This window comes from Carnobacterium sp. FSL E2-0243 (assembly GCF_038003605.1).
Taxonomy (GTDB): domain Bacteria; phylum Bacillota; class Bacilli; order Lactobacillales; family Carnobacteriaceae; genus Carnobacterium; species Carnobacterium maltaromaticum.
In genome coordinates this window covers 3,236,431-3,258,679 of sequence record NZ_JBBOPM010000001.1, presented here as the reverse complement: position 1 = coordinate 3,258,679, position 22,249 = coordinate 3,236,431, and the positions used below count along the sequence as shown (strand labels likewise).

Here is a 22,249-nt window from a genome sequence, read left to right as displayed (position 1 = left end):
AATACCTATTGTTAACAATTTCTTTGAATTAAGATAAATAAATCTGAATAAAAATATTATTGTTATGTTATGGTGATCTTAACTTTTAAGTTTAAGCTAGGGAGGAAAGAGCATGAATAAAAGTAGTTTTCAGATGATAACAGATTTTTTAGTCATAATCGTAAAGAGTTTATTGAGTATTATTTGCTAACAGAGTGTCGTTTAAGAGAATCAGATCCCAATTTTATTGATAATATACGCAAAGAATCCTTATATTTTTATGAAGAACCATTTAAAAATAAAGACTATATTAATGTTAATGTTTGTGCTTAATACGCAGAACTTCGTTTTTCATTGGGAACTAGTTTTAATGAAATCAATAGGATGCATACAAGATACTATCAATCTCTATTAGGTTTCATTCGCGAGCTTAAACTTAAGGGGATGTTAGAAGTTAGTGATGCTCAAATAATAGATTATGCGATAGATTTATTCGAGTCTGCAGCGCATCATTTTTACTATAGTACAAAGTTTTATTTGAATTGTGTCCATGGTATATATTTTACTGGAGAAGAGGAAGCTTGGGAAAGTGATTAGCTCTTAATAAGTATATGTTGAAAAAGAAGAAGCGCATAATGCTTCTTTTTTTGCTTTAAATTAATGGAATCCTACAATTAATCGAGTCATTATCGTAAAAACTGCTAATTTTTATTTTTAGCATGTCAAATTTTTGAAAGTTATTTGTGTCAAAGTTCAATTTTTTTGAAAAAATAGTAAGTAGTGATGACTATTTTTCATAATTTTCAATACATAGCTAAAGAAAGCCTCTAAAAATTAAAAAAAAAATTAAATTAAATGTGTCGTTATTTATAATTTTAATAATAGATTACTTTGAAAGTCCAGGGTGCTAAATTTTAAGTATCTTTCGTTATTTTTCCGAAAAAAGTATCTTTAGAGAATTATTAATTTTTTTGATACAACTATAGTGGTTTAAGAGAGGATTTCAATTATACAAGTTATTAACTCTTAAAAAAAAATTCAGAGCATCCTCGTATTTCGATATCATTAATTTTATAAACTAATGAGTCGTGAAAGGTGGGGAATTAATGTCCAGTAATATTTTAGATTATTCTTTGTATGTCAGCGGGAATTTTAAAGAGCATTATGCAAAAAAACAAGTGAAAAAAAATGAAATTATCATTGATCAAAAAAATCCATTCAATACACCAGAAAATAACCTATATATTGTCATTAGTGGACAAGTATTAGTTGAAGTCAGTAATAGTTTTGGGAAAAACTGTTACTATGACTTAGTTTCCAATAATCAATTATTTGGTACAGAAAGCATCTTAGAGACGCACCCATACCCTCGAGGGATTAGTTATCAAGCTAGAGCTATGACAGACGTTGTTTACTTAGAAATCAATAGCCAGTTTTTTTTGGATCATATGTATATAAACCCTAAGCTGTATCACTATATTCTTGAGGACGTGACTAAGCGCTATTTTTCAGTGACACAAAGCTATCAACTTATGAATGAGACACCAGTCGTTAGAGTCTCTAATGCGCTACTTAACTTAGCTCGTGTTTTGGATTTGAAAGCAGATAGTTCCAAGCGAAAAAAACTTCCTCTTTATATCAATCAAACATTCATTACAAAATATATTCATTCATCTAAATCTCGTGTTTCAGAGGCTTTTTCCTACCTTGAAGAAGTTGGAACAATTGAACGCAAACCAATTACTATTATTAACGAAGAAAAATTAAATCAAGTTTTATTGGAAAAATTACACGCTTAGTGTTTAGAAAGAATATGAGAAGGCAAGCGTAATTTGGTGGATAATTTTAAAGAATGAAGCAACGAAAGGGTAATTTAATCATGCAAACAGACGGAAATTGGAATGATGTATGCGTTTATGCCGTTAATTTCAGTACATTAGATGGTAGACATATTGAGAAAATACTTATTTTTCCAGAAAAATTCACAAAAGAAATTATTGAAAAAGCAGTCTTAAAAAGATTTAGACAGATAGATAAGGTTGAAAGAATTGAGGCATGGTGTGGAGCACTGTCTTTAAAATAAAGTGTAGATACAAAAGAAGTGATTGGATAGACAAGATGAGAATTTTTACTATATAGATTTATTAGAATAAAACCCAAAAAATTAGTTAATAAATTAGCTTGGTTAATCCATTACCAACGAAATATGAAGCGCAACATATACTGTTTTTTGAGAACAGTGAGAATAACTATTGCTAAAAGTGTTTATCGAGATACTTGGTGGGGGTGGGAAAATACCTCTTACAGGAGTTTTAAAATAAATCGTAGATGTGTTAAATCCATTCTCTAAAATTGTTGATATATAAATTAGGACTAAAGATAGTCAAAAGGGGTAGTGATACAATGGAAAAAAGAAAAGAAAAATCAGCAGGATGGATTCCTAAAATTTTGAAAAAAGAGGATGAGTACGACGAATATGACGACTATGACGAAGAATACGACGATGAGTATGAAGACGATTATGAAGAATTGGAAGAAAAAATAGAATTATTAACTAAAGAAAATGCAACGGTGAAAGCAAAATTAATGGATTGTGTCAAAGCATTACGAGAAATATCTAGCCAAAAAGATCAACTAGAATCACAATTAGGTCAGGAAAAAGCACTGCCACAGCATTATCAAACTTTAGAAAAAAAAGTAATTGACTACCGTAGTAAAATATTGGAAAGCAATCAAATAATCGAACAATTAAAAGTTCAGCTAGAAGAAGAGCGTACAGCGAAAAAGGCAGAAGCTCCACTACTTGAAAAACATTTAGCACAGTCAAAAGAGCAGTTATCTCAATTGACTACTTTGAATACACAATTAGAAAAAAGAGTTCAAAATTTAACAGAAGAAGTCCTTGGAACTAGTCAGGAAGTAAGTAAAAATAAAGAACTAACAGCACTAGTTACACAGTTAAAGGAAGAAAAAATGGTCAAAGAAGAAGAATATGAGATTCAAATTAAACACTTAAGAAGCGAATTAGCTGAATGGAAAACAGAATTGAGCCAAAAACAACATGAGAATGAACAATTAACAAACCAACTGTTTGATGAGCAAACAACTCATTATCGCGGAAAAGAATTTGAAAATCAATTAATACAAGCTAAAGAACGAATTCAAAAGTTGGTGTTAGAGAATGAACAATTGCGTTCCTCTATGGAAGGTTCGAAAAGCGAAATTGCTGATGTTATGATTGAAGCAAAAATCCAATCAAAACAAATGTTGGATCAAGCCCATGTAGAGGCTGCAAGAATTCATAATAAAACCAAATTAGAATTGCAACAACATAATAGAGAAGCTAAAGTTTTAGTGAATCAAGTTGATAGAATCCAAATGGAATCAGAAATTTTATTTACTCAATTAAAAGAGCGTTTAACATCAGTAACAGCAGCAGATACGACTCAACTTTAAGAAATAATAGAGCCGAAAAAAGTGCTGATTAAAGTCTATTACTTAACGTAGTGGAATTACTATGTCAAAGCAAAAAAATAAATCAATTAAAGGGTAGTATTTTAAAGCATAGCGATTCGGAGTAATAGTATTTAAAGAATTAGAATATAAGTAGAGAAACCAAAGAACGAATTATTTTCTTTGGTTTTTTTAATAAACTGCGCAAGACAAAGTATTGAAAGTAATGGCAAAGTGAGGGATAAGATGAAAAGTCAAACTATATACTATCCAAAAGAAAGTATAAAGATGGAGCGTAAATCTGCTTTTTTCGCTGTCTATAAAAATGAATCGATTGAAGAAGTTTTTTTTCGCGCATTTACTCAACTGAGTTATTTAGAAAAAAGAAACTATGAAGAAAAACATATTGAAAATATATTGAATACTCTTCCTCGTTATTCTTTAACACGTCAACTTGTGATTGAATTATCAGATATTTCGGTTGAACGTGACTCTATTAGCTGGGAAGTTTTTGGTAAAGAATTTGAGCGAGCCAACAAACAAATGCTTTTGTACCAATTTTTTCACCAAACACAAGAGGGGATAGAACACCTCGTTTTCAATTTTCTTCCAGTGTATAAAAGTAACGAAGGCTTTCCTTTACAAATAGGTATGGATAAAGCTTTAATCGATCAAAACATTACAGGAACTATGAATGAAGAGGAACGAGTAAAAAAATGGGAAGAAATAGAACAAATTCGAATTGAGGAAAGTGGTCTTCCAATTATTTTAACGTTACAGATGGAAAAAGAAGTTGAAAAATTAAAAATGGTTGACGATGCAGAATATAGTGAAGAATTCCCAATCGATGTAAACGCAGAATTAATGGATCTAGAGATTACTGAAATTAAAACGAAGAAAAATAAATTGGATAAAGTATATCAAGCATTTGAGCCAAAGGCTGTCGAACTTCAGCAAAATTTATCTGAAGTTACGCAATTTATCCAACTATTACAAGAGCAGATTAAAATAGAAGAACAAGATATAACTATTCAAAAAAAGCGGATGGATGAAGCGGTTAAACAAGTGAACTATTTACGAGAACAAACACTAGCCGTGACAGAGGAGCAAGAATCAGTTAAAGAAAGACTTCAATTACTAACAAATCAAAGTGAGGAAATTGTTAAAGAAAGCCAGGAATATTATGCTGAATTAAAAAGTCATAGCCAAAGTCAATTAAATAAAGCTACAGAAGTTTTGGAAGAAATACAGGGATTAGTGCAGGCGAAAAAATCTGTCGATGGATATCGTAAAGAGTATGAACAAATTCTTAATGAAGTTCATGAAAGAGAGAAAAGTATTGAAGAACGAATTAAGCTAGTCGAAACAACAACTATTGAGAAATTTAAAGCTAAGTTATTGCTTACACGTGACGAGAAGGAGCAATTAGAAATAAGTCAACAGAAGAAAGAATTAATGATTCGCGATTTAGAAGAAAAATTAGCTCGTGCTGAAAGCTATTTATTAGAGGATATAAAAGTTGAAAAAGAAGCTAAACGTAATGGCGAGTACGTTAAAAATAGAAAAATAAAGATTGCACTAGAGGAATACGATGCATTGTATAGCAAAGTTAAGTATTTAGAACATACTTGGAGAGTGAACCAAGAGTTGGTTGTTCGAAAAGAAAAACTGACAATTACAGATAGCGAATTACGTTATGAAAAAGAAGAGATTATTCAGATTAAACAAACGGCTAAAGAGGTTGAACTATTTGTAATTATGGATGAGTGTCGTACGATTAACGAACGAGTAATTATTAGAAAATGGCCATTTATACGTCCAAAAGCAGTATTACTGACAAAAGATTATGATGCTTTAAAGGAAAAATCAACTTATTTTGATTTAATTGAACGAGAAAACCGCAGTTTAGAGCGTTGGTTTTCGGAGTCTGTTTTAAATAAAAAGCAAGTTTCACATAAAAATCTAACGAATAAAATAGAAGAATAATTTTAACTGTCTAGAAAGTTATTTACCTAGGAGTCAACCTACTGCATTTGTTTACAACTGACTAATTGTCTTTATGTGTCATTTTATTAATTTAATGGAATTTGAGTGAGATAAAAGACAAACGTTTGAACAACGACTTGATTTTTTCATAAATAGATATTAAGGGGATTTTTTATCTAAGAGGAGGAGTAAAATGCAAAAATTATTAAAAAAGCAGGATCAGTTAGCATTGGAGTTATTAGCTCTTCTGTACTTATATAATGGTGAGTCGTTGTCTATCGTTTGGTGCATGGATACTTTAGGGGAAACGAACCGCCGATTATTAGTTGCTATTATTGAAAATTTATCCAACAAAAAAAATATGAATTTCCACATTCAATATTCTAAAAAAAATGTCAAAGCTATTTTTTTTGATGAGTTTTCATTGGATGATATTTACCACGATTATTATAAGAATTCAGTTGAAATTATACTATTAGATCGGATATTTGAAGGGAAAGTAAAAAATTTAGTTGAATATTCTACGACTCATTTTTATAGTTATTCAACTTTATACCGTAAAATCCAAAAATTAAATCTTTATTTTTCTTCAGATTTTAAAATTACAGTTGGAAAGAATAAAAATATACCCGGTAAGGAACATAGTATACGTTGTTATTATGCTAGTCTTTACAACGTTCTTTACGGAAATCGAAAGATGAAATTTCAAAAAGAAATAAAAAAATCGGAAAAATATTTAAAAAGTATTCAAATAAACTCTGAGTATCTCTACTCAAAATTAACTTTTTCTGAACAAATCAGTGTCATTTATTATTTTACAATTAGTCGATTAAGAATGGAAGAGTATCCAATTAAATTAAGGCCTTCATCTTTAAAGAATAGTATGTTTGAAGAAATAGTAGACAATTTTGACTGTTTTACTGAAGGACTAGAAGTGACAAAAAAACAAAAGAAAATTGAGCGTAATTGGTTGTTGTTTTATTTCTTGACAACTATGCAATTAAATCAAAAGGACAACTTATCGGGTTATTTTAATCAAAAAATATTTGAAAGTTTATACAAAAATGAGTCGAAGCCAGCAGAGTGGTTAACCCATTTTAATCAATGCGTAGGCAGCAATTTTAGCGAATCCGAACAAACAGTAATGGAATTTCGATTGTATCAAAAAATATATCAACACGTATACTTTTCGAAAGTAGTTGAAAGTCTATATCAAAATCCAGAAAAAAGAGAAGTAAGTGGCAGGGTTAAAAGTGTGACTTATAAGGTTCAATCTTGGTATGAGAACACACCTTTTAAAAAACAATTGATTCACCATGGGATTACGATTGATATAATTGTCGATTTAGTATTAGAACATACAGATTTTTTGAAAAGAAGTAAAAAAATCTATATTGGTACAAAAAAAGGCCGACATTGGGATCAGTATTTGGCTAAACAATTACTTACAACTGAATTAGCTGAGCAAATTACAGTAGTTGAAAATTGGGGGAAAACAACAGATTTTGTAATAGTCGATCAGAAAATACCTGTATTACCAGCCTATAAAACGTTCATTATTTCAAAAAATCCTTCTCTTAAAGAACTGGAAAACATTCAAAAAGAGCTTCAAAAACTATTAGCGTAAATCTTAGAGGGAAGTGGAATTAGTAGAAGGGAGATAAGTTAGTGGAGTTAAAGTTACTATATTTTATTATGATTGTCATTATTATTATTGAGTTAGTCATTTTAGTAGACCTTTTAAGGCTAAGGTATCAATTTAATAACTTTAAAAAAATGACTTTGGAGAAAAAGAATGTTCGCAAAAAAGAAGTTCATTCGAAACCAAAGAGAGTCAAAGAAAAAAGTAAAGTAGAAGATTATTTTGATGAAAATGATGACTTCAGTTCGTATTTATAGAGAAAGACTGCAACTTTAAATATAGGAGGATAATCTATGAGTAAGAAAAAAGTAGTTTCAAGAAAAAAATTCCGCATTGAAAAATCAAAAACTAAAAAAAATATTTCGCCTGTTTTGATGTCTTTGTGTATTTTTTTATTGTTATTAATTATCTTACCAATTGCAACAATCATGTGGTATTCAGGAGGAACTGAAATTGATGTTGAATATGGCATAGAAAAAGATAGTGTTAGCATAGAAAAAGAAGAAAATTATGTTGATACAAGTTCAATGAATTCCAGGGATGCGATGAAAAGTCCAGCGATTTATAAAAGTCGACAGTCAAGCTCTTCAATAAATCAAGAAGATCTTGCTGCAAACGAAGCAGTCATTCCCGAGGAGGAGACTACAAAGGAAGATCAAGAAGTTCCGATAGAAACTACGCAAGATACTAATGAAATGAATCCAGTTCCCATAAAATCAGTACCGGAGTACCATACTGTGGAAGAAGGCGAGGGCTTATGGCGGATTGCTAAAAATAATAATTTGACGTTAGAAGAAATCAAAACGTTAAACAACTTAACTTCAGATGTTATACAGGTTGGTCAAATGTTACTAGTGAAAAATTAAATTATTGTACCTGATTTTCAAGTTAAGAAGGGATGAGTACATGAAAAAATCCTACTTTTTATCTGTATAGTAGGAATGCTAATTTTGTCAGTACTTTTATTTAGTTATGCTACGCAAAAAATTAGGGAGTCCATTACTTTTAGCAAAACATTGAATGTGTATCAAAAAACGAGCTGCCAGATAGTTAGTGGCAACTCGTTTTTAGTGTAAGACCTATTTTTTCTTAATGAAAAAAGAAAGAGTGAATCCAATCCCAGCTAAGATAAATAAAAGAATGAAACTATTATGAACGCCTGCAGTTGTCAACTCGGCTTTAGATAATGTGTTAGAAGGGTTATTTATTTTAATTTGGCTCGTAGTAACAATACCTGCAACTAATGAAGTACCAACAGCTCCAGCGACTTGTTGCAGTGTACTAATAGTGGCTGTACCATCAGAACTCATTTTTTCAGGAAGTTGATTTAAGCCATTTGTTTGAGATGGAATGAACGTTAAGGATGCTCCTAAAAGTAAAAGCATGTGTAACAATATGACAGTTAATGGGACTAGATTCGACGTGAAAAATAAAAATCCAGTAATGGCCATTAATGAAATAAACGTTCCGATAGTGATTAGCTTTTTTGGACCGTTAATATCTAATATTCTACCAGCAATAGGAGCCATAATAGCACTTAAAACGGAGGCTGGCAACATCATCATGCCTGCAGTTGTTGCATTTACTCCAAAAACACTTTCAGTGTAGATTGGAAGTAAGAAAGAGCAAGATAAGATGATCATCATTACTAAGAAAACATTTGATAATCCGACAACGAACATTGGAAATTTAAAAACTTTTAAATCAACCAAAGGTTTTTCAATAGTTAATTGGCGCCAACTGAAAATAACTAGAGAGACGAATCCAGTAGCCAAAGATCCAATGACGACAGGAGCTTGCCAACCGATTTCACCAGCTGTACTAAATCCGTAGATGATGCCTGAAAAGGCTAAGGCTGATAATCCAATAGAAATAAAATCAAAAGGTATTTTTTTCAATTCGTTAATAGTTGTAATGTTGAAACTACCCAAAGTAATAGCGACTATTGCGATTGGTAATAACAAAATAAAGATCCATTGCCAACCAAACGTAGTTACAATGATTCCGCCATATGTTGGGCCTAGAGCGGGAGCAAAACTTGTCACTAAACCGGCCATCCCCATTACGACACCACGTTTGTTCATTGGTACTAAGGCTAGAATAATATTGAACATTAGTGGTAATGAAATTCCTGTGCCGGTAGCTTGGATTAAACGTCCAACTAAAAGTAACGGGAAGCTTGTGGCAAGACCACAAAAAATAGTTCCAATTGTAAAAATACAAGCGGCTGTTTGAAAGAGCCTTTTTGTTGGGAAACGTTTGACTAGCATTGGGGAAATAGGAACTAAAATGGCAACAATCAGTAAATATCCAGTTGTTAGCCATTGAATGGTAGCTCCAACAACATTAAATTCTTTCATTAAGATTGGAAATGCGACATTTAAAGCTGTTTCTGAAACGATACCCATGAAAGTTAACATCGCAATTGAGACAATAGCTAATAAAACTTTTTTTTCTAACTTAGTTGTTTCTGTGTTCATTGTTTACCTCCAAATAATTTTTATACATATTGCTATACTCGTCTTTTTTTAATTCTGTTACAGGGAAGTCAGGCTCTAAATTATGAATCATACGATCCATTAGTTTATTAAGTAGCTTAATTTCAGTTGGATCAAAATCAGAAGTCATAGTCTGATCAATGTCTTCAATAGTTGTAATAATGGTTTTAGCCGTAGCCATTCCATCTGCTGTTAAGGTGATAGAATTGTAACGTAGGTCAGTAGAAGATTGCTTTTTTTGAATCAAGTTCTTTTCCTCTAAGCGTTTAATCGGATTGGTAATAGATGAGGTAGAAATTTGTAAATAAGCCGCAATTTCTTTTTGAGTACAGGCTTCTTTAGCTAAAAGGACCTCTAAAATAAGTGACTGTCCAATATGGATTCCTAAACTAGCTAATGCTTGGTCGGCATGTTTTTTATGCAAACGATTCAGGCGTTTTGTTTTCATATTGATTTGACTAATATCAGATAACTTCATTATTCTTTCTCACTTTCTGTTATTGGATTAATAATACATAGGTATATAATACGCTAGCTTATTATATGCTCAAAGTAGAAAAAAAGCAATGAAAAATGAGAATTCATAGTTATTTAAAATAAAAAATGTCCCCTAGATTAGTAGGGGACATTTTTTATTATTTTTAAGCTTTAATTACGAGCTGTGTTTCAGTATCAAAGAAGTGACCTTTATTCAAATCAAAAGCTAAGTCAACAAATTCTTCTGGACGATGGAAATCACGAGCATCAACTTTAGAGATAAACTCAGTATCATCAACACGAGTATAGAGCATTGTTTCGGCACCTAGTAGTTCAGAAACAACGACTTCAGCATGAACGACACTGTTCGGATTAGAGTCTAAAGCTATTTGCTCACTGTGAATGTCTTCTGGTCGAATACCAAAGATTAATTTTTTACCATCGTAGCCTTTTTCAGCTAACATTTTGCGTTTGCCTTCAGGAATAGTTAATTTTAAGCCTAAACCATTTGAAATAACATCCCCATTAAGAGTAACATTAAAGAAATTCATCGCTGGTGAACCGATAAAACCAGCAACAAAAACGTTAATTGGTGTATCGTACACTTCTTTTGGTGAACCGATTTGTTGAACGAAACCATCTTTCATGATGACGATGCGATCAGCCATTGTCATCGCTTCTGTTTGGTCATGTGTTACGTAAATAGTAGTTGTTTCAAGTCGTCTGTGTAATTTAGCAATTTCAGCACGCATAGCTACACGTAATTTTGCATCTAAGTTTGAAAGTGGTTCATCCATTAAGAAGACTTTGGCATCCCGAACAATGGCACGACCTAAGGCAACACGTTGACGTTGTCCACCTGATAATGCTGCTGGTTTACGTTTTAGATATTCTGTTAAACCTAGGATTTCGCCTGCTTCTTCAACACGTTTTTTGATTTCAGCTTTATCGTATTTACGTAATTTTAAACCAAAAGCCATATTATCGTAAACAGTCATATGTGGATATAGAGCGTAGTTTTGGAAAACCATCGCAATATCACGATCTTTAGGTGCGACATCATTCATTAACGTGTCTCCAATGAATAATTCACCTTCAGTAATATCTTCTAGACCTGCAATCATCCGTAATGTTGTTGATTTTCCGCAACCAGAAGGACCAACAAAAACAATGAATTCACGATCTTTAATTTGTAAATTAAAATCTGTAACTGAATAACTTTCAGCGTTGTCGTATTTTTTATGAATATGATTTAAAGCGATTTCTACCATGATGGATTCACCTAACCAATCTATTTATTTGATATACTTAGTATAAATGAAAGCGATTCCTCTTCGCCACGTTTAGGTGCACAATATTTAAGCGCCTCTTTTGTGCAAGTTGCCTAGTTTGCTAAATCGATCTTTTCAATTCAAGATTCAACAAGTGTATCTGTGCTACAATGAAAGAAAAAGACAAGTTTAAGTATTAAACGCTAGGGGGATTTATGTTGAGTAAAAGAATTTATTTATTTGATTTTGATGGAACATTGGGTGACTCTGAGGAATGTAGTATTGTCGCAACCCAAGGTGCTTTCAAAGAAGTTAACCTACCTATTCCAAATAAAAATCAGATTAAAAAAGCAATGGGAATTCCTATTGAAAAATCATTTAAATCAATGGGCGCGGATGGATTAACAGCGAATCAATTTGAATCGCTACTTGATATTTTTAGGGAGCGTTATAAAGAAAATGAAGTAGATCATCTAAGGCTGTTTCCATACGTAGAAGAAACGTTAAGCAAATTGAAAGAAAGGTCAGTTGTCATGTATGTACTATCAAGTAAGAAGTCCGATGTTTTACAAAGGAATTTAGAAGAATTAGGTATTGACGCTTACTTTAAAGATTATTATGGGTCAGACAAGGTTGAACATTATAAACCACATCCAGATGGTATATACAAAATTCTTGAAAAATATCAACATTTAAAATCAGAAACGTTAATGATTGGGGATGCAAGTTATGATTTACAGATGGCTCGAAGAGCAGGTGTCTCTAATTGCGGGGTTACGTGGGGTTCTTTTTCTGAAGCGGATTTATGTACAGAGAAGCCAGATTTTATTGTTCATGATTTTCGTGACTTGCTTGATTTGACAGAGTAGAGGGAAGTAATGAGGTTTTCAAGGATAGGTAAGAAAAAGCTAGTTGAATTAGACTATTATTATCGTGGAAAGATGGACTCATTGGCAGTTTTAAAAGGACCTCAATGGTAATTAGTTGTCACAGTTAGTCCCAATAAAGTATAATTAAATTGTTATTATATTAAATGAAGGAGGAATGTTCTTATGTCTCGAGTGAAAACACGCGCCGAGTTAAAAGCTGAAGCAAAAGATTTATTACGTGGCAGATGGGGCGATGGTATTTTATTGAATTTGGTACCGACACTTTTACAAATCGCTTTGTTTGTTTTTATTGCTTTTATTTCAGCTGCTGCAATTGCATTAGCAGTTATCTTTTTTAGAGATACTGATTTTATGTCTCAAACAAGCACTTATACAGATGGGTATCAAGGGAATTCAGGAGGTGGCTATGGTGGTGGCGGAATATTTGGTCTATTTATTTCGTTGATTACTATCGGAATTTCTTTTACTTTTTTAGACTGGTTACGTCAACCGACTAAAAAGATTCAACCTTTTAAGGATGCATTTCAAGTTTATACAAGCAAAAACTTTTTAACAGTTTTAGTTATTAGTATTTTAAGTTCTATTTTCACTTTCTTGTGGTCACTTTTATTTGTTATCCCAGGTATTATTAAGGCTTTAGCCTATTCACAATCGTATTTTATTTACAAAGATTTATCTTCACATGGTGGTAATGAGGGAATGCGTTACACGAATTATATTACAGAAAGTAGACAGTTAATGGACGGACATAAAGGTCGCTATTTCCTACTACAATTAAGTTTTATAGGGTGGCACATTTTAGCTTTGCTTACATTAGGTATCGGTTATTTATGGTTAAATCCTTATATGTCAGCTACGTATGCAGCTTTTTATAAAGATTTAGCACAGGATCGTTATTTAAGTGGCGCTAAAGTATATGAAGATGTAGAAGATACAACCAATGAATGGACGAACGATTAATCAACTAAATAGAAGAGCTGTAGCAATTTATCTTGATTGCTACAGCTCTTTTTTATTGACTAGCAAATATAATTTCCCGTTCTTTAGCAAGTTTATAATCAAATAGGAACCAATACGTCCAATCAATGACCTGCTGATTACTTAATAAGCTAAGATGGTCACTGGGCCCTTCTGTTGTTATTTTTTCAAAATATGTATGGACATATTCAGGGAAAATAAAACGTGATGAGAGCGCACTTCGTAAAGGTACAATTCCATCGGTATAGGTTTCAGTTTCATCGTCACCAGCAATGGATAAAACAGCTAAATCTTTTGAAAGATGTTGTTTAATAGCTAGATAGTTTCCCAATTCAGGTGATTGGCCTACGAGTTCTTCAAAATTAGCGTTACCAGCATTTTCTTCTTCATCCAAATCATTAAAAGGTGCTCCGATTAAAACTAAGCGGCGTAAAGTTGGCACGTCGCTATCGTGACCAATAGTTTCTGCATAATAGGTTGCTGCTAGCCCGCCATTTGAATAGCCGACAATATCTGCTTGTTGAAAGCCATAGTGTTTTTTTAAATCAATCATTAAAATTTTTAACCAAGCGCTCCAGTCTTCAATCGGTGCGTTATTTTCTGTGAAGCCTAGTGAAATTAAGGGACGATTTGTATCTGAATTTAATGAGCCTTGATAGTCTAAGAGCCCGTCTTCATTAATTGTCACCGGTAAGACCTCTGAAGAGCTATCTTCTTTTTGAATGAGTTCTTCTGAAAAAGGTGAGAAAGAGTATTCATCGCCGCCACTGCCATGTAATAAAATAATTGGAATTTGATTTTTTAAATCCTTTTTTGATTGCTCAATTGAGCTTTCTTTTTTTGATTGGGCTAGATAGAAAGAGCCGATAATGGCTAAAAAAACTAAACATAGTAATGGAACCCACTTTTTCATCACATTCACTCCGTTTCTACTGCCTATTATAACAAAAAGTTGATGATAGAGGTAATTTACTTATTCGATTGTCATTTGCAAAAAAAGGTTTCTATTTAGACGTTGATGACGTATAATTGCTTTAAATATTGGCTATTTATACAAATTAAGGCGACTACGAGTGAGAATAAGGGGGAGTTAGTATGCAAAACACCTTGATTGTGCGGGGAGCACCACAGGAATACATTTGCGAAGTTGGTTGTTGGGATCAATTGGAAGAAAGGTTGATTCAAAGGGGTTTAACTCATGTTTTGATTGTACATGGTGAATTATCTTGGCAAGTAGCTCAAGCCAAATTTCCTAAATTAACACATGTGAAAGCTAGTTTTGATGTGTATCATAAAGAATGTACATATGCAGAACGAGATCGTTTAATGGCATTAGTAACAGAAATTGGAGCAGATGGTATTATTGCGGTTGGCGGTGGAAAAGTTACGGATGTAGTGAAGGCAACTGCTGCGCAACTAGTATTACCCGCGATTATTTTGCCAACCTTGGCTTCAACTTGCGCTGCTTACACACCTCTAAGTGTGATGTACAATGAGCAAAGTGAAATGGTGGGGCTTGATATTTTTCCAACAAGCAATAGTTTAGTTCTTGTTGATCCCGCAATTATTATCGGTTCGCCAAAAAGATATATGGTAGCTGGAATTGGGGATACTTTGGCCAAATGGTATGAAGCAAAGGTAATTATTGAACAACTAGAAGACCCTCCTGTTGAGGTGGAAATTGCTTATTTTGCGGCTAATTTATGCCAGAAAAATTTAATGCGCTATAGTACAGATGCTCTGAAATCCATGGATGAGAAAAAAATAAATACGGCATTCGTTAAAGTTATTGAAACGACAATTTTAGTGGCAGGAATGGTTGGTGGCTTTGGTGACGAATATGGACGGACTTCAGGTGCTCACTCAATTCATGATGCGCTAACGCTTATTCCAGAAGCCCATAATCAGTTGCACGGAAACAAAGTGGCATATAGTATTTTTGTACAATTAGCAATAGAGAATAAGTGGACTGAAATAGATGAATTAGTCCCTTTTTATCAGGAATTAGGTTTGCCGATTTCTTTAGCTGATATGAAACTTTCTAAAATTTCAAAGGATATATTTTATAAAGTAGCAGAAGCAGCTACTCAGGAAAATGAAAATATTCATTTATTGCCAGGAGATATTACGGCTGAAAAAGTATTTAATGCTTTTTTTGAATTAGAAAAGTATAGCAAAACTAAATAAAGATAGAAAGCCCAGCTTGAGTTGTTGGGCTTTTTTTATTCAATTAAAATGAGAATAAAAAAACGTGAATATACATTTTTACACCTGTTTTAATGTATAAAACATCTTTTAATGAGTAAAATAGAACTTTAAGTTGAATAAATAATCATTTTGATGTATGATGGTTAAAATTAAAAGAAAAAACAATTAGAAAAGGTACGGATAAATAATGATAAGCATGAAAAGAAGAGAGGTTGGTTTAGTTAATGGTCAAAAAAAGTTGGGTAAAAAAGAAGTTAAACAGTCTATTGGCGTTAGTTATTTTCTGTTCGATAGTGATTCCGGTGACTCAAGTTTCAGCAGAAACAACAGATACAAAATTAAAAGCAGTTCAAGATAAAGGTTTTTTAGTAGTGGGTCTTTCGGCTGATTATCCACCTTATGAATTTCATCAAACAGTTGATGGGGAGGATACAATAGTCGGTTTTGATATTGATATAGCGAACAAAATTGCTGAAGATATGGGCGTTAAATTGGCCATTACAGAAATGAACTTTGATAGTTTATTAGGTGCTTTGCAAACGGGTAAAATAGATATGATTATCTCAGGAATTGCACCTACACCAGAGCGGTTAAAGCAAGTTGATTTTTCGGATCCATACATGGATGTTAATCAAAAGGTAGTTGTCCGTAAAGGTGACGCGGATAAATATAAAAAAGTAACGGATTTTAAAGGTGTAAAAGTCGGTGTTCAAAAACAAACAACACAAGAAGCTTTGGCTAAAAATGAGTTGTATGGATCAAAACCCGTGTCTCTGCAAAAGGTTCCTGATTTGATTTTAAATTTACAAGAAAAAAAGGTTGATGCATTGGTTTTAGAAGGTCCTGTTGCTGATGCTTACTTAAGTCAAAATGAGGATATGGCCTATGCCGATGTTAAGTTTACTGATGGGGCAAAGCAAACGGCTGTTGCAATCGAGAAAAACAATCCAGCTTTTAAAGCTCAAATTAATGCATCAATTGATGAAATTAAAACAAAAGGTCTTTTAGCGGACTATCAAAAAAAAGCTACAGAATTGATGTTTCATGAAGCGAGTTTTTTTGAACAATATGGAAGCTATTTTGCAAAAGGAACAATGTATACTGTCTTGCTGGCACTAATTGGGGTGATATTTGGCTCTGTATTGGGTTCGTTATTGTCATTAATGAAATTAGCTAAGACTAAATTACTTCGTTGGCCTGCAGCTATTTATATCGAGTATGTTAGAGGGACACCTTTACTTGTACAAACGTTTATTGTCTTTTTTGGAGGGACAGCGTTATTTGGTTTAGAGCTATCGGCTTTTGTTTCTAGTTGTATTGCTTTGTCATTAAACAGTGCAGCATATGTAGCTGAGATTATCCGAGCGGGTATTATGGCTGTTAATAAAGGCCAGATGGAATCAGCTCGTTCTCTTGGAATGAGCCAAGGACAAAGTATGCGATTTATTATTTTACCTCAAGCAATTAAAAATATTTTGCCGGCTTTAGGAAATGAATTTGTAACAGTTATTAAAGAATCATCTGTTGTTTCAGTGATTGGTGTAACAGAGTTGATGTTTCAAACAGGAGTCGTTCAGGGCGCTAGCTTTAAGCCATTCTTACCATTAATTATAACGTCATTGATCTATTTTGCACTTACATTCACACTTTCAAGATTATTAGGCGTGGCGGAACGTCGTATGCAAGCTAGTGACTAAAATATGTATAGAAATAGCTCTGATTCAGGAATTTTTTATTTCTGTGGTCAGAGCTGTTAGTTGTTCATTAGTCAACACTTTACAGAAAGTAGGATGAGAAATTGGATAGTAAAAAATTAGCGAAGAAACATCAAGTAATACCTAATAATATTTTAGCAGATATTGGAACATTGGCGAAAACAACACCTAATTTAATTGATTTGTCGATCGGTGATCCGGACTTAATTACAGATGATCGTATTATTCAACAAGCTTTTTTAGATGTGAAAAAGGGACATACTAAATATACCGAATCAGGCGGAAGTTCTGATTTAATTGAGGCTATTCAAGATTTTTATCAACGGTTTTATCAACTGGACTTTGCTAAGAATCAAATTAGAGCAACGGTTGGGGCTTTACATGGTATGTATTTGACCCTGCAAACAATTCTTGATCCAGGGGATGAAGTGATTATTCATGAACCTTATTTTTCTCCATACAAAGATCAAGTCATTCATTCTGGCGGAGTTCCTGTTTTGGTTCCAACTTATGAAAAAGATGGTTTTATGCTGGATGTTACATTGCTAGAAGCTGCTATTACTAGCCGAACCAAGGCCTTAATTTTAAATTCGCCTAATAATCCTACAGGAGCTGTTTTTTCGCCAGAGACGTTCAAGAAAATTGCTGAGCTAGCTAAAAAATATGATTTCTTTATTTTATCAGATGAAGTCTATGACGGATTTAGCTTTTATGCGCCCTTTGTTCCTATGGCAACTTATGCGCCTGATCATACAGTGACTTTTGGTAGTTTATCGAAAAATTTTGCTATGACAGGCTGGCGAATTGGTTATATGGTCGCACCTAGTTACTTAAATAATGCTGCTAAGTTACTTAATGAGGGGATTACGTACTCAGCGCCGACTCCTTCACAACGGGCAGCTATTTATGCCTTAAATCATGCCGAAGAGTTAATTCCTAAGGTGAGCACAGTTTTTAAAGAGCGCCTAGAATATATTGAAAAAAGAGTTGCTGAAATTGAGTATTTATCTCTTCACCCCGTGAAAGGAAGTATGTACGCATTTATAAATATTCAAAAAAGTGGTTTGGATTCTCTGGAATTTAGTCAGTACGTTTTAAAAGAAACTAGTGTGCTAGTTATACCTGGTTTGGCTTTTGGAGAAAGTGGCAAAGACTATGTGCGACTAGCAGCTACTCAGAATTTAATGGTATTGAAGGAAGCTTTTGATCGCTTAGCAAAGCTACGTTTTAATTAGATGATAGAGAATTAGTAGAGAAAGAGAGTGGAATAGTGAAAATATATGAGTATCAAAACAACAACCAAGATGCAGTGATAAAACTAATTTTAGAGATTCAAAAAAAAGAATATGGTTTGCAAATTACGTTGGAAGATCAACCGGATTTATTAACTATACCTAGCACATATCAAGTTAAATCTGGTGGTTTTTGGGTTGCTTTTAGTGGGACAGAACTTATAGGAACAATTGCATTATTGCCTTTGGCTAATCAGAGAGTAGCATTGCGAAAAATGTTTGTAAAAAAAGTCTATCGAGGCAAAGAATTAAATGTTGCACAACAATTGTTAGGAACTGCTTTCGAGTGGTGTAGAGAACAAAAATGTGAAGCTGTGTTTCTTGGAACAACTGATAAATTTAAAGCCGCTCACCGTTTTTATGAAAAAAATAAATTTAAAAAAATAATGAAAACAGAATTGCCAACAGATTTTCCTATTTTAGAAGTGGATAGTGTTTTTTATAGGTATGAGTTGAACTAAATAGAAGAACTTTTAAGAAATAGATAGTTTGTTTTTATAGAAAGAAATGAAATAGATTTAATATAACTAAGTAAGTATTTTTATTCAATCAGTAAGTACCAAAAAGCGACTAAGATTGTTAAAGAGGGAGAATTAAATAACGACTAGAAAATCATTTTTTTAAAATTGCTAATAAGTTGATATTAAAAAAGAAAAAATCATAGAATTGTCTATTTCAGTCTGAGTAAAGGTGTGTTATATTTTAGGTGAATGAACCAAAATTAATACTTAGATAAATTTAGTGTTGGGTTATAAAAAGCTAGGTGAGAGTATTGACTGACTGAAATAAGGGGGATGAGTGTATGTCATCAATTGATAAGTATTGGAGTGATCGTCTAATCTATCATATTGGTTTTATTGCAAATGTGAGTAAAACGAATTCATTAGTTGAAAAAAAAGAGTTTCATCGGACATTTATTTTTCCATCAAGTTTAACTGAAATAGAAATAAAAAAAATGATATTTCACAAACTGGATAATGTGATAGAAATCACATATATTGAAGAATTTGTAGAAGCTTTAGAGCTGAGAACCGGAAATGAACCACATGGTATTGCTCCTGGTGATTATAATATAAATTAAAATTTCATACCAACGAAATGGCTATTACTATAAAAGTAATAGCTTTTTTTTTTTTTTTTGAAATTAAGTATAAAAGTGAAAAAGTCGATTTAAACGGAGTGGAAACGCTTGTTTAATTCTGTGTAATTTTTATGAAAAGTAATGATCAAAGATTTGTAATTATATAAATAGTAAGTGATTAAATAGTTAGAGAATGTTTATAGAATAATCAGTTTATAATATAGTAAACAAGAGCGTCTTTTTTTATATTACAATGCATGGTTTTAAATGTATTATCATTGTAATAAAAAACAAGGGTTAACATTAGCTTTTAAAATCATAATGGAGTACTATAGTGGTGTCAGAAACAAAAACAGGTTATTTTAATTTGAATGAAGGGAGAATACCTAATGAAAAATGGGGTAAGATTTATAGTCGCTTTGTTTTTAGTATTCTCTATGGTTGCTCATTTACCAATTAATTTAACTACTGCCATGAACGACGATGTTGTTCCTTTAGAAACTAAAGGAAAAGACGGATGTTCTTTAACCTCAGAATCTGCAGAAAATGAAGAAAGTCTACCACCTGCAATAGAAAACACTGAATCTCCAATACTAATTGCAACAGAAAACAAAGAAGAAGTAATTCGCACACATGAAACGAATGAGGAAGAGGGCGTGATCTCCACAGAAGACGTTGATGTTACATCAGAATTAGCAACAGAAAGCCAAGCAGGGGAAATAGCTCCTAGAACAGTGGTTTTAGGTAACAGTGTCTTGACGGCAGACTACCAAACAGGTGCTTGTGGACAAGGTGTTGGGCATATTGCTTTTACTTATACGGCAGTTTTGGGGTTAACAATTAATGATAACCCACTAATTATACTAGGCCTGCCAGCAGAATTAGCAAGTCAATTAAACCCAAGTCCAACTAAGCAAGCCGCTTTTCTTGCAAGTTTAACTGGAACTGTAACCTATCCCTCGTCTGTACTTTCAAATACTACAATTGACTTGCATGCTGCTACAACTGAATTTACGTTAAGTTACGATGTTACTAATAGTGCAGTAGTTCTTACGTTTAAAAAAAATACGCTTTCGTTAGGTATAGCCAGTAAATGGGCTACTGATGTGAAATTTGATACGGTAGCTCTTTATAAAAAGGGTATTTCTATTCCACCAGCTAGTAATGGGACAAGTTACGCGGTTAAAGGTAATTTTACTGATTTAGGTGGAGGGATTAATTTACTTCCTGGTAACCAACTTAAAAGTGGAGTGATCAGTTCAGCTACAATGCCCTTAGGAACTTGTCCAGTTTTGCCAATTCAGGCTCCAATTATCAGCTCGTTGGTAAATAATCAAAGCTCTGTGAGTGGCTCGGTAAATCAAACGCAAGATTCAAATTATGTCTATACAGTTAATTTGAATTTTGGTCGGGTTGATGGGACGGCGATTCCAGTAGCAATTAATGGAGTCGCTGTTGCAGCAAATGGAACTTTTACCACTGCGATTCCAGCCGCGCTAGAATACTTGGATACGGTATCAGCTGTTGTGATTGCTACTGCCAAAGTTGGGACAGATTTATACCAAAGCACCAGTTCAACCGCAACAGTCAGTTGGCCAATTAGTCCTCCAGTTTTATCGAATTTAGCGGCTGGAGCGAATCAAGTTGTGGGAACGGCGATTCAAGCAGTCGGTGGGAATTATAAAATGCAACTTCAAATAAATAATGATCCAACACGAACGCAAAGTAGTCCATTACCTGGAAATGGTAGTTTTAACTTTTCTTTAAGCCAAGTGCTTCAAGGAGGAGATAGCGTTACAGTCAAAACTCAAGGATACAGTAATCGAACGGGATTACTTTTAGTGGAAAGTTCAGCAATTTCGCAAACAGTTGCGTATACGAAACCAAGTTTAACAATTGTGCAAGTTATCGAAAAAATGAATAGCCAAGGTACGTGGGAAACTGCTACGGCAGCTGTTACTGGTCAAACTATTCGATACACGATTACGACAACTTTAACGAATACAAATGCAAAATGGAATCAATCTAGTGTTCGAAATTGGATTCCGGCAGGGCTTAGTAATTTAACAAGTGCCCAGATGTCTAAAAAAGATAGTGTTGGCACGATTACAAGTTTGGGAGCACCGCAATTGGTAACGGATGGCGCGAGTCCTTCAACCCAAGCTTGGAATTATCAAGGAGCACCGGCGAGTTACTTGCAGCAATCAGGTGAGTCACTGATTTTACAATATGTTGCTACAATCAGTGGGAGCGCTTTAAATACATCGTTACTAAATTCAACTTTTATTAATGGAACGGATGGTGGTGGAACCGCTATTCCACAACAAAGTTCGCAAAGTTCATTGCCAGTAGGGAATGGCACATTACGTTTTATTCAAGCACCGGCAACAATTGAGTTTCAAAATTTAAAAGTTCCGGCAAAGCAAACAATTTATAATGCTACAACAGTGCCAAATCCGCTCATCGTAGCAGATGGTCGCGTGATTAAAAGTCAATGGAGAGTTTATGTAAAAGAAGCTAAAGCTTTAACTTCAGCAAGTGGGAAAGTTTTAACTGGAGCTTTTATATATAGTAAAAATGGTGGAAATCAATCCGTCAACCAAGATAATTTAGAGATTTTTAGCTATACTTCCTTAAATGATAATAATGTCCCTGTGAATTGGCAAGCAAATGAGGGGATTCGGCTTAATTTAACTCCGAGTCCTAATTTGAATGTGAATGAAAGCTATCAGGGAAAGTTAGACTGGGTATTGAGCGATGGTCCAATTTGAGAGCAATA

At 33.3% G+C, this 22,249-nt stretch carries 20 protein-coding genes; 16 read left to right on the top strand and 4 right to left on the bottom strand.

What is annotated here, in order from left to right; genetic code table 11:
• The first annotated feature begins 363 nt into the window (after positions 1 to 363).
• The 8 genes from MHI00_RS15345 to MHI00_RS15310 all read left to right on the top strand — a co-directional run bounded on the left by MHI00_RS15345 (position 364) and on the right by MHI00_RS15310 (position 7,926).
• On the top strand, positions 364 to 576 hold the full coding sequence (locus MHI00_RS15345; protein WP_341114718.1) for a hypothetical protein: 213 nt from the start codon (positions 364 to 366) through the stop codon (positions 574 to 576).
• Positions 577 to 1,085: 509 nt separating this feature from the next.
• The gene (locus tag MHI00_RS15340; protein ID WP_010054818.1) at positions 1,086 to 1,778 is read left to right on the top strand and encodes a Crp/Fnr family transcriptional regulator; all 693 of its coding nucleotides are present in this window, start codon (positions 1,086 to 1,088) and stop codon (positions 1,776 to 1,778) included.
• Between the two features lie 53 nt (positions 1,779 to 1,831).
• Positions 1,832 to 2,062: a hypothetical protein gene (locus MHI00_RS15335; protein WP_010054819.1), complete on the top strand. Its 231-nt coding sequence runs from the start codon at positions 1,832 to 1,834 to the stop codon at positions 2,060 to 2,062.
• Between the two features lie 320 nt (positions 2,063 to 2,382).
• On the top strand, positions 2,383 to 3,435 hold the full coding sequence (locus tag MHI00_RS15330; protein ID WP_035064744.1) for a hypothetical protein: 1,053 nt from the start codon (positions 2,383 to 2,385) through the stop codon (positions 3,433 to 3,435).
• Between the two features lie 243 nt (positions 3,436 to 3,678).
• Positions 3,679 to 5,418 (top strand): hypothetical protein, encoded by a 1,740-nt coding sequence (locus MHI00_RS15325; RefSeq protein WP_229252107.1) that lies wholly within the window; start codon positions 3,679 to 3,681, stop codon positions 5,416 to 5,418.
• Positions 5,419 to 5,611: 193 nt separating this feature from the next.
• A complete protein-coding gene (locus MHI00_RS15320) occupies positions 5,612 to 7,045 on the top strand; it encodes a helix-turn-helix domain-containing protein (RefSeq protein ID WP_341114713.1) in 1,434 nt (477 codons plus the stop codon).
• A 41-nt stretch (positions 7,046 to 7,086) separates the two neighbouring features.
• Positions 7,087 to 7,317 carry a hypothetical protein gene (locus MHI00_RS15315; RefSeq protein WP_010054826.1) on the top strand — a complete coding sequence of 77 codons (231 nt, stop codon included), beginning with the start codon at positions 7,087 to 7,089 and terminating at the stop codon, positions 7,315 to 7,317.
• A 36-nt stretch (positions 7,318 to 7,353) separates the two neighbouring features.
• The gene (locus MHI00_RS15310) at positions 7,354 to 7,926 is read left to right on the top strand and encodes a LysM peptidoglycan-binding domain-containing protein (RefSeq protein WP_187958826.1); all 573 of its coding nucleotides are present in this window, start codon (positions 7,354 to 7,356) and stop codon (positions 7,924 to 7,926) included.
• Between the two features lie 213 nt (positions 7,927 to 8,139).
• Here the strand turns inward: MHI00_RS15310 and MHI00_RS15305 are convergent, their stop codons facing one another.
• The 3 genes from MHI00_RS15305 to MHI00_RS15295 all read right to left on the bottom strand — a co-directional run bounded on the left by MHI00_RS15305 (position 8,140) and on the right by MHI00_RS15295 (position 11,306).
• On the bottom strand, positions 8,140 to 9,540 hold the full coding sequence (locus MHI00_RS15305) for an MDR family MFS transporter (RefSeq protein WP_010054828.1): 1,401 nt from the start codon (positions 9,538 to 9,540) through the stop codon (positions 8,140 to 8,142).
• Positions 9,521 to 10,036, bottom strand: a complete 516-nt coding sequence (locus MHI00_RS15300; RefSeq protein ID WP_010054829.1) for a MarR family winged helix-turn-helix transcriptional regulator — start codon at positions 10,034 to 10,036, stop codon at positions 9,521 to 9,523. The genes MHI00_RS15305 and MHI00_RS15300 overlap by 20 nt, the downstream gene beginning before the upstream one ends.
• A 163-nt stretch (positions 10,037 to 10,199) precedes the next feature.
• Positions 10,200 to 11,306, bottom strand: a complete 1,107-nt coding sequence (locus MHI00_RS15295; protein ID WP_010054830.1) for an ABC transporter ATP-binding protein — start codon at positions 11,304 to 11,306, stop codon at positions 10,200 to 10,202.
• Positions 11,307 to 11,521: 215 nt separating this feature from the next.
• Here MHI00_RS15295 and MHI00_RS15290 point away from each other — a divergent pair, with 215 nt between their 5' ends.
• Entirely contained in the window at positions 11,522 to 12,175 is a 654-nt protein-coding gene (locus MHI00_RS15290) for an HAD family hydrolase (RefSeq protein ID WP_081039707.1), read from the top strand.
• 183 nt (positions 12,176 to 12,358) lie between these two features.
• On the top strand, positions 12,359 to 13,156 hold the full coding sequence (locus MHI00_RS15285; RefSeq protein WP_010054833.1) for a DUF975 family protein: 798 nt from the start codon (positions 12,359 to 12,361) through the stop codon (positions 13,154 to 13,156).
• Positions 13,157 to 13,208: 52 nt separating this feature from the next.
• On the opposite strand, the gene MHI00_RS15280 is transcribed toward MHI00_RS15285, so the two are convergent.
• A complete protein-coding gene (locus MHI00_RS15280) occupies positions 13,209 to 14,087 on the bottom strand; it encodes an alpha/beta fold hydrolase (protein WP_057001000.1) in 879 nt (292 codons plus the stop codon).
• A gap of 182 nt (positions 14,088 to 14,269) precedes the next feature.
• On the opposite strand from MHI00_RS15280, the gene MHI00_RS15275 reads away from it, so the two are divergent.
• The 6 genes from MHI00_RS15275 to MHI00_RS15250 all read left to right on the top strand — a co-directional run bounded on the left by MHI00_RS15275 (position 14,270) and on the right by MHI00_RS15250 (position 22,241).
• A complete protein-coding gene (locus tag MHI00_RS15275; RefSeq protein ID WP_341114708.1) occupies positions 14,270 to 15,361 on the top strand; it encodes an iron-containing alcohol dehydrogenase family protein in 1,092 nt (363 codons plus the stop codon).
• Positions 15,362 to 15,606: 245 nt separating this feature from the next.
• Positions 15,607 to 17,079 carry an ABC transporter substrate-binding protein/permease gene (locus MHI00_RS15270; RefSeq protein ID WP_010054838.1) on the top strand — a complete coding sequence of 491 codons (1,473 nt, stop codon included), beginning with the start codon at positions 15,607 to 15,609 and terminating at the stop codon, positions 17,077 to 17,079.
• A gap of 101 nt (positions 17,080 to 17,180) precedes the next feature.
• Positions 17,181 to 18,332 carry a pyridoxal phosphate-dependent aminotransferase gene (locus MHI00_RS15265; protein ID WP_015075342.1) on the top strand — a complete coding sequence of 384 codons (1,152 nt, stop codon included), beginning with the start codon at positions 17,181 to 17,183 and terminating at the stop codon, positions 18,330 to 18,332.
• Positions 18,333 to 18,367: 35 nt separating this feature from the next.
• The gene (locus tag MHI00_RS15260; RefSeq protein ID WP_010054840.1) at positions 18,368 to 18,850 is read left to right on the top strand and encodes a GNAT family N-acetyltransferase; all 483 of its coding nucleotides are present in this window, start codon (positions 18,368 to 18,370) and stop codon (positions 18,848 to 18,850) included.
• A 341-nt stretch (positions 18,851 to 19,191) separates the two neighbouring features.
• Positions 19,192 to 19,470 (top strand): hypothetical protein, encoded by a 279-nt coding sequence (locus tag MHI00_RS15255; protein WP_010054841.1) that lies wholly within the window; start codon positions 19,192 to 19,194, stop codon positions 19,468 to 19,470.
• A 389-nt stretch (positions 19,471 to 19,859) separates the two neighbouring features.
• Positions 19,860 to 22,241, top strand: coding sequence for a hypothetical protein (locus tag MHI00_RS15250; protein WP_341114702.1), 2,382 nt, complete (start codon positions 19,860 to 19,862; stop codon positions 22,239 to 22,241).
• Positions 22,242 to 22,249 lie beyond the last annotated feature (8 nt).

Coding starts and splice junctions, on each gene's coding strand:
- MHI00_RS15345 (WP_341114718.1), top strand. CDS start 364: ATGCATACAAGATACTATCAATCTCTATTAGGTTTCATTCGCGAGCTT.
- MHI00_RS15340 (WP_010054818.1), top strand. CDS start 1,086: ATGTCCAGTAATATTTTAGATTATTCTTTGTATGTCAGCGGGAATTTT.
- MHI00_RS15335 (WP_010054819.1), top strand. CDS start 1,832: ATGAAGCAACGAAAGGGTAATTTAATCATGCAAACAGACGGAAATTGG.
- MHI00_RS15330 (WP_035064744.1), top strand. CDS start 2,383: ATGGAAAAAAGAAAAGAAAAATCAGCAGGATGGATTCCTAAAATTTTG.
- MHI00_RS15325 (WP_229252107.1), top strand. CDS start 3,679: ATGAAAAGTCAAACTATATACTATCCAAAAGAAAGTATAAAGATGGAG.
- MHI00_RS15320 (WP_341114713.1), top strand. CDS start 5,612: ATGCAAAAATTATTAAAAAAGCAGGATCAGTTAGCATTGGAGTTATTA.
- MHI00_RS15310 (WP_187958826.1), top strand. CDS start 7,354: ATGAGTAAGAAAAAAGTAGTTTCAAGAAAAAAATTCCGCATTGAAAAA.
- MHI00_RS15305 (WP_010054828.1), bottom strand. CDS start 9,540: ATGAACACAGAAACAACTAAGTTAGAAAAAAAAGTTTTATTAGCTATT.
- MHI00_RS15300 (WP_010054829.1), bottom strand. CDS start 10,036: ATGAAGTTATCTGATATTAGTCAAATCAATATGAAAACAAAACGCCTG.
- MHI00_RS15295 (WP_010054830.1), bottom strand. CDS start 11,306: ATGGTAGAAATCGCTTTAAATCATATTCATAAAAAATACGACAACGCT.
- MHI00_RS15290 (WP_081039707.1), top strand. CDS start 11,522: ATGTTGAGTAAAAGAATTTATTTATTTGATTTTGATGGAACATTGGGT.
- MHI00_RS15285 (WP_010054833.1), top strand. CDS start 12,359: ATGTCTCGAGTGAAAACACGCGCCGAGTTAAAAGCTGAAGCAAAAGAT.
- MHI00_RS15280 (WP_057001000.1), bottom strand. CDS start 14,087: ATGAAAAAGTGGGTTCCATTACTATGTTTAGTTTTTTTAGCCATTATC.
- MHI00_RS15275 (WP_341114708.1), top strand. CDS start 14,270: ATGCAAAACACCTTGATTGTGCGGGGAGCACCACAGGAATACATTTGC.
- MHI00_RS15270 (WP_010054838.1), top strand. CDS start 15,607: ATGGTCAAAAAAAGTTGGGTAAAAAAGAAGTTAAACAGTCTATTGGCG.
- MHI00_RS15255 (WP_010054841.1), top strand. CDS start 19,192: ATGTCATCAATTGATAAGTATTGGAGTGATCGTCTAATCTATCATATT.
- MHI00_RS15250 (WP_341114702.1), top strand. CDS start 19,860: ATGAAAAATGGGGTAAGATTTATAGTCGCTTTGTTTTTAGTATTCTCT.